Raw genomic sequence first — 7,339 nt, 5'->3', positions numbered from 1 at the left:
TTCTCCATATTCTTCAACTTCTTGAACCCAGCGATAAAGACTATTGGCATGAACCTCAAGCTCTTGGCTGACTTCTTTAACAGAGTAACCCTCTTCAAGAATGAGTTTTACTGCAGAATTTTTAAATTGTTTATCGAATTTTCTTCTTGCCATAATAAACCTTTCCACGATTTCTCTTAACTTTGTGTCTAGTTTATTACAACCTTTCCATAAATTATACAATAGTGACTCTAGAATTTAAGGATAACATCACGCGGAAGCTATCCGCTAATATAAATATAAGGAAATATAATATTATTGACGTAATGAAAGCGATTGTGATATAATTGATTTGCCTTAAAAAAGCGCTTTTATTTTTGGCTGATTATGCAAACGGTTGCGTAATTTTTTTCGAATTTTTTGGAGGATATCTTATGTCGGAAGTAAAAACTTCTAAATTACCAACTTTACCATTAAAAACAATCTGGATGTTGTCGTTTGGTTACCTTGGGGTTCAAATGGCTTTTTCTCTTCAAAGCTCAAATATGGGAAGAATTTTTGAAACACTTGGTGCGGACCCAACTCGTTTAGGTTTTTTCTTCATTTTACCACCTAAAGGATATTCCATCTGTACAAAATAATTTATAATTAAACTTATTAATAATGAGCTCTACTATAACTGGATTAATAAATAAGTAAGTAACCCACTGAATTGACAGTCTTTACTTCCAATTATGTCATCCTGGGAATATCAGTTTTATAAAAAATAGAAGGTGAGAACAAGATAACACTATGAAACAAATCAAAAGAATTATGGGCATTGACCCTTGGAAAATTACATCAAATCAGATTGAAAAAGAAGACCGTCGTTTGCAAGAATCACTTACTTCCATTGGAAATGGCTACATGGGAATGCGCGGAAATTTTAGTGAAACTTATAGTGGCGACAGTCACCAAGGAACTTATATTGCAGGGGTTTGGTTTCCAGATAAAACACGTGTAGGTTGGTGGAAAAATGGTTATCCTGAATATTTTGGTAAAGCAATCAATGCCCTCAATTTTGCTTCTGTCAGAGTTTTTATTGATAACAAAGAAGTTGATTTAGCCGCAAGTCACGTGACTGATTTTAATCTGTCGCTTGATATGGAAAAAGGGATACTCACCTATACTTATGTAGCTTATGGAGTACGTGTGACTGCCGAAAGATTTTTCTCAATTGCTCAACAAGAACTTGCGGTTTTTGCTTTCATGTTTGAAAGCTTAGATGGTGAAATTCATCAAATCCGTACAGCCTCAATCATTGATGCAAATGTTCGTAATGAAGATTCCAACTACGATGAAAAATTTTGGACAGTAAAAAACCTTGATAATACAGCTACAGGTTCATTTATTGTCACCGAAACAATTCCTAATCCATTTGGAGTTGAACAATTTACGGTAGCAGCTAAACAAAGCTTTGCAGGCGATTTTACTCGAGTTAAGCAAGAAACAAGAGAAAGTTCTGTTTTAGATGTTTACGAAGCAAAATTAGTGGAAAATGCACCACTCACCTTTATTAAAAATGTTTTGGTTGTCACAAGTCGTGATATTGAACCCTCGAATTTAACAAAGGTACTATCAAATTTGACCCTTGAAATTTCTAAGAAAACATATCACGAATTTTATAAAGAACAAGAAATCGCTTGGAAAAAACGTTGGGAAATTGCTGATGTACAAATTGACGGTTCAGCAGAAGCTCAACAAGGGATTCGCTTTAATCTTTTCCAACTTTTCTCTACCTATTACGGCGAAGATGAACGTTTAAATATTGGCCCTAAAGGATTTACTGGAGAAAAATATGGCGGAGCAACTTATTGGGATACAGAAGCCTATGCCGTTCCATTATACTTGGCACTTTCGGATGAAAAAGTTGCTAAAAATCTTTTAAAATATCGTCATAATCAATTGCCACAAGCACAACATAATGCCCGTCAACAAGGGCTTAAAGGTGCTTTGTATCCAATGGTTACTTTTACAGGTGTTGAATGTCATAATGAGTGGGAAATTACATTTGAAGAAATTCACCGTAATGGAGCAATGGCTTATGCGATTTATAACTACAGCAACTACACGGGAGATGAAACTTATCTTGCTCATGAAGGTTTAGAAATTTTGATTGAAATTGCTCGTTTTTGGGCAGACCGTGTGCATTATAGTAAACGAAATGATAAATACATGATTCATGGAGTCACAGGCCCAAATGAGTATGAAAATAATATCAATAACAATTGGTACACTAATAAATTGGCAGCTTGGGTTTTGACTTATACTGCTGAAAGTTTAGCGAAATATCCACGCCCAGATTTAATTGAAGGTGCTGAAACTGCTCACTGGTCAGAAATTGTGGATAAAATGTATTATCCAGAAGATGAAGAATTGGGTATCTTTGTTCAACATGATGGTTATTTAGATAAAGATTTGACTCCAGTGGCTCAACTTGACCCTAAAAATCTTCCATTGAACCAAAATTGGTCTTGGGATCGAGTGTTACGTAGTCCATATATTAAGCAGGCAGATGTACTTCAAGGAATATATTTCTTCGGGAATCAATTTTCATTAGCCGAAAAACAACGAAATTTTGATTTTTATGAACCATTAACTGTTCATGAAAGCTCACTTTCTCCATCCATTCATGCAATTTTAGCAGCAGAGCTTGGCATGGAAGACAAGGCTGTTGAAATGTATGAAAGAACAGCTCGTCTTGACTTAGATAATTATAATAACGACACAGAAGATGGACTTCACATCACATCAATGACTGGCTCATGGTTGGCGATTGTTCATGGTTTTGCCCAATTGAAAACATGGGACGGTAAACTCAGCTTTGCACCATTCTTACCAAGCGATTGGACGGGTTATACCTTCCACATCAACTATCGTGGTCGCCTTTTGAAAATTGAAGTGACTGAAAATGTCACGGTCAGCTTGCTATCTGGAGAAGCTTTGAACCTGGAAGTCTATGGTCAATCAGTTGAATTGACGTCTAGTTATACTGTGAAAGTAGGTGGTTAAGATGTTTCAAGCAGTATTATTTGATCTCGACGGTGTCATTACTGACACTGCAGAATATCATTTTTTAGCCTGGGAAAAATTGGCCCAGGAAATTGGGATTAAGATTGACCGTGAGTTCAACGAAAATTTAAAAGGTGTCTCACGTGAAGAATCCTTGCGTCGTATTTTAGAACATGGTGGCAAGGAAAATGACTATACAGCAGAAGAATTTGCTGCTATGGCCAAACTTAAAAATGATAACTATGTTGAGATGATTCAAGCGGTGTCACCAAAAGATATCTATCCTGGTATTTTACAACTACTTCAGGATTTACGGGGACAAGGCATTAAAATTGCTCTGGCATCCGCTTCAAAAAATGGCCCTTTCTTACTCGACCAGATGCAATTGACAGATTATTTTGATGCCATTGCCGATCCAGCTAAAGTGGCCGCAAGTAAACCAGCACCAGATATTTTCATCGCTGCTGCTGAAGGTGTTGGCGTAGATGTGAGTCAAGCCATCGGGATTGAAGATGCTTATTCTGGCATTGCAGCGATTAAAGCTGCAAAGGTGTTACCAATTGGCGTTGGTAAAGCAGAAGTATTGGGGACAGATATTGCATTAGTAGAAAGCACTGAAATGCTGACTTTTGAATATTTAAAAAAAATTTGGGAGATAAATCATTAATGTTAAGTGAAACGGTTCTGTTGCAAAGTTCAAATATGTACACAAATATTAATTTTTAAGGAGATGAGGAAATGAAAAAAATATTTAGCTTTGAGTTTTGGCAAAAATTTGGAAAGGCTTTAATGGTCGTTGTGGCAGTTATGCCAGCGGCAGGTTTGATGATCAGTATCGGTAAATCGATTCCGTTGATCAATCCTGATCTTGCACCTTTAGTTACAACGGGTGGCGTGATCGAAAATATTGGTTGGGCAATTATCGGAAATTTACATCTTTTATTTGCACTAGCGATAGGTGGTAGTTGGGCAAAAGAACGAGCAGGGGGAGCATTCGCTGCGGGGATCTCATTTATATTGATCAATCGGATCACAGGAGCAATTTTTGGTGTGACTAATGAGATGTTGGCAAATGAAGACGCATTTACGCATACCTTGTTTGGCACGAAAATCATGGTTAAAGGGTTCTTTACCAGTGTATTAGAAGCACCAGCACTAAATATGGGGGTATTTGTTGGTATTATTGCAGGGTTCGTTGGGGCGATGGCCTATAATAAATATTACAATTATCGTAAATTACCTGACGCATTATCGTTCTTTAATGGAAAAAGATTTGTTCCTTTTGTAGTTATTTTGTGGTCAACGATTGTTGCATTGATTCTTGCTATTGTATGGCCGAATGTCCAAGCAGGGATCAATAACTTTGGATTGTGGATTGCAGAGTCAAAAGAAAGCGCTCCCGTTTTAGCACCATTCCTATATGGTACATTGGAACGTCTATTGTTACCATTTGGCTTACATCACATGTTGACGATCCCAATCAATTATACGCAGCTGGGTGGTACCTATGAGATATTATCTGGTGCGCAAGCGGGAACAAAAGTATTTGGACAAGATCCTTTATGGTTGGCGTGGGCGACTGATTTGGTCAACTTGAAAGGCGCCGGCGACATGTCGCAATATGAATTCGTATTGAAGAACTGGACACCTGCTCGTTTTAAAGTGGGACAAATGATTGGTTCTTCCGGTATCTTGATGGGATTAGCACTAGCGATGTACCGTAATGTTGATCCAGACAAAAAGTCTAAATATATATCAATGTATTTTTCAGCAGCACTTGCAGTTTTCTTAACAGGTGTAACCGAACCATTAGAGTTCATGTTCATGTTTGCAGCTGTACCTCTTTACATTGTTTATTCTGTGATCCAAGGGGCAGCTTTTGCAATGGCAGATATTCTACATTTACGTGTCCATTCATTTGGGAACATTGAACTATTGACACGTACACCATTAGCGATCAAAGCAGGATTAGGTATCGACTTGCTCAATTTTGTTATCTGTGTCATATTATTTGGAGTATTGACGTATTTTGTGGCAAACTTTTTGATCAAAAAATTCAATTATGCTACACCAGGACGTAATGGGAACTATAATAACGACAGTGAAGAAACGCCGTCAGGTTCTGCAACTAATGCAGATCAACAAATCATTAAGATCATCCATTTGTTAGGTGGAAAAGAAAACATCAAGGATGTAGATGCTTGTATGACTCGTTTACGTGTCAGCGTCGAGGATCCTGGGAAAGTCGGTTCAGAAGAAGAATGGAAACGTGCTGGAGCGATGGGCTTGATCGTTAAGGACAAAGGTGTGCAAGCCGTGTATGGACCAAAAGCGGATGTGTTGAAATCGGATATTGAAGATTTACTACAATCAGGCGCTGATATTCCAGAGCCAACAGTTGAGGCAACAAATAAAAATGAGAAGAATGAAGAGAAACATGTTTTAGGTATCGAAAAAGAATTATTCACTGTAGCAACTGGTGAGGTAATTGCTTTAACAGATGTGAATGATCCAGTCTTTTCACAAAAGATGATGGGTGATGGCTTTGCTGTCATTCCTGCCACTGGAGAAGTGACGGCACCACTTTCTGGTAAAATCGTGAGTGTCTTCCCAACCAAGCATGCAATTGGCATGCAAACAGCAGAAGGAGCAGAAGTTTTGATCCATATGGGACTGGATACTGTTCAGATGAGCCAGCCAGCGTTTGAGATCTTAGTTTCTGAAGGCCAAGAAGTAGTAGCAGGAACAACGATTGCTCAGATGAATCTAGATGCAATCAAGAACGAAGGGAAAGAAACGACGATCATAGTAGTCTTTACAGATGACAAAGTCAATGGGCTGACCATCAATAAATTAGGAGACACTGAACGAGGAACAGTGATCGGGAAAATAAACTTGTAAAGAATCACAGAAGTTCATGTGTGTATTTCATATCGAAAGAATGTGTTCGATGTGTGTAACTCCTAGAAGTAAGCCGATAATCCCGAAATTGCTTTTCCTATTTCAGGGATTATTGGCTTATTTTTTGAATAAACTACTTTGGGGTCTTTACCTATATGGATCCAGAAGGTGGGAGCAATGTTTCGACCCCTCCCATTAAGAAGGAGAATTATATGAAAATAATGACGTTGAATACGCATAGCTGGTTAGAAGAGGAACCACAAGAAAAATTAAAACAGATCGCTCAAAAAATCTGTCATGAACAATATGATGTGATCGCATTGCAAGAAGTCAATCAAACGATGGACGCAAAACGACTAACCAGTGAGCAGCTGAAGAATTTTAGTCAGGTGCAGGAACAAACGCCTGTCCGCTCGGATAACTTTGCCTATTGCTTGATCCAGCTCTTAGCAGAACAAGGTGAAACTTACTATTGGAGTTGGGAAATGAGTCATATCGGCTATGCTATCTATGAGGAAGGCAATGCGCTCCTTTCCAAACAACCACTAACTAGTCAAACGCACCTAGTCTCCGAAACAAAAGAAAAAGAGGATTACCATACTCGAAAAATATTAGTAGGTCAAACCTCTGTCAAAACACAATGTATTACTGTAGCAAGCTGTCATTTTTCTTGGTGGGCAGATGAAAAAAGCGGATTTGCATTTGAGTGGAAAGAATTAGAAGCAAGTTTAGCGCCTCTTACAACACCACTGTATCTATTAGGGGATTTCAACAATCCTGCTGAAGGCAGCGGGTACGATTTAGTGGCAAAAAGTCAGTTGCCTATTCGTGATGCTTATCCAATCGCGCAAAAAAAACAAGCTGAAGCAACGATCGAAAAGAGAATCGATGGCTGGGAAAACAATAAAGAGGGGCTACGTATCGACTATATTTATGTACCACAAGATTGCTTTGTTACAAGTTATCAACGTATTTTTGACGGGGAAAATGGCCCGATTGTCAGTGATCATTATGGGGTAGCAGTCACGTTGGAGTGAAGAGAAACGAAGGAATATTGTCACAATAAGAATATGGGACAAATCTAAAAACCAGGTTTGCTACAGACTCTCGAATAAACGACGGAAGCAGAAGCAACTCCTTCTTAAATAAGCCGAAATGAACAAAAATTTGAAAAGCAATTTTCGTTCATTTCTTCTTATTTCTCGGAGTTAAACACTTCTGTCCTAACCTCTCTCAAATAAACGACGTCCGAAAGGCAGGTTTTTCGGAAATTTAAAAAAACGAGCAATACAAAAAATGTATTGTTCGTTTTTTCTCTAATTTCTCATAAACGATTTTTGTCTCGACCTCATTTTTTTTATGAATGTATCCGACTTCTGGTTCTGTTGCAAAGTTTTAAATAAAGAAT

The 7,339-nt window shown here is 38.0% G+C and carries 5 protein-coding genes and 2 pseudogenes; 5 read left to right on the top strand and 2 right to left on the bottom strand.

The features are described from left to right. The coding region (locus RR45_RS10500) for a transposase (protein ID WP_143465091.1) at nt 1-153 on the bottom strand (153 nt) is incomplete at its 3' end. 260 nt (nt 154-413) lie between these two features. On the opposite strand from RR45_RS10500, the pseudogene RR45_RS10495 reads away from it, so the two are divergent. From RR45_RS10495 to RR45_RS10475, 5 genes and pseudogenes are all read left to right on the top strand, one after another. Then, nucleotides 414-593: pseudogene (locus tag RR45_RS10495) on the top strand (MFS transporter); the annotation flags it as partial. 178 nt (nt 594-771) lie between these two features. Further along, complete coding sequence (locus tag RR45_RS10490) at nt 772-3,030, top strand: glycoside hydrolase family 65 protein (protein ID WP_031367145.1); 2,259 nt, start codon at nt 772-774, stop codon at nt 3,028-3,030. A gap of 1 nt (nt 3,031) precedes the next feature. Continuing rightward, on the top strand, nt 3,032-3,697 hold the full coding sequence (pgmB, locus tag RR45_RS10485) for a beta-phosphoglucomutase (RefSeq protein ID WP_031367146.1): 666 nt from the start codon (nt 3,032-3,034) through the stop codon (nt 3,695-3,697). Nucleotides 3,698-3,768: 71 nt separating this feature from the next. Next, complete coding sequence (locus RR45_RS10480; protein ID WP_031367147.1) at nt 3,769-5,931, top strand: PTS transporter subunit IIBC; 2,163 nt, start codon at nt 3,769-3,771, stop codon at nt 5,929-5,931. A 212-nt stretch (nt 5,932-6,143) separates the two neighbouring features. Beyond that, nucleotides 6,144-6,968 carry an endonuclease/exonuclease/phosphatase family protein gene (locus tag RR45_RS10475; protein WP_010725664.1) on the top strand — a complete coding sequence of 275 codons (825 nt, stop codon included), beginning with the start codon at nt 6,144-6,146 and terminating at the stop codon, nt 6,966-6,968. A gap of 70 nt (nt 6,969-7,038) precedes the next feature. Here RR45_RS10475 and RR45_RS11565 read toward each other — a convergent pair. Continuing rightward, nucleotides 7,039-7,164, bottom strand: a pseudogene (locus RR45_RS11565) (DUF3788 family protein); the annotation flags it as partial. Between the last annotated feature and the right edge of the window lie 175 nt (nt 7,165-7,339).

It is taken from the genome of Pseudolactococcus chungangensis CAU 28 = DSM 22330 (assembly GCF_002441885.1).
GTDB lineage: Bacteria > Bacillota > Bacilli > Lactobacillales > Streptococcaceae > Pseudolactococcus > Pseudolactococcus chungangensis.
This window is presented reverse-complemented; position numbering and strand designations above follow the sequence as displayed.

Bases quoted from the DNA above. Each gene is read 5' to 3' on its own strand.
- pgmB (WP_031367146.1), top strand. From the start codon at position 3,032: ATGTTTCAAGCAGTATTATTTGATCTCGACGGTGTCATTACTGACACT.
- RR45_RS10475 (WP_010725664.1), top strand. From the start codon at position 6,144: ATGAAAATAATGACGTTGAATACGCATAGCTGGTTAGAAGAGGAACCA.
- RR45_RS10480 (WP_031367147.1), top strand. From the start codon at position 3,769: ATGAAAAAAATATTTAGCTTTGAGTTTTGGCAAAAATTTGGAAAGGCT.
- RR45_RS10490 (WP_031367145.1), top strand. From the start codon at position 772: ATGAAACAAATCAAAAGAATTATGGGCATTGACCCTTGGAAAATTACA.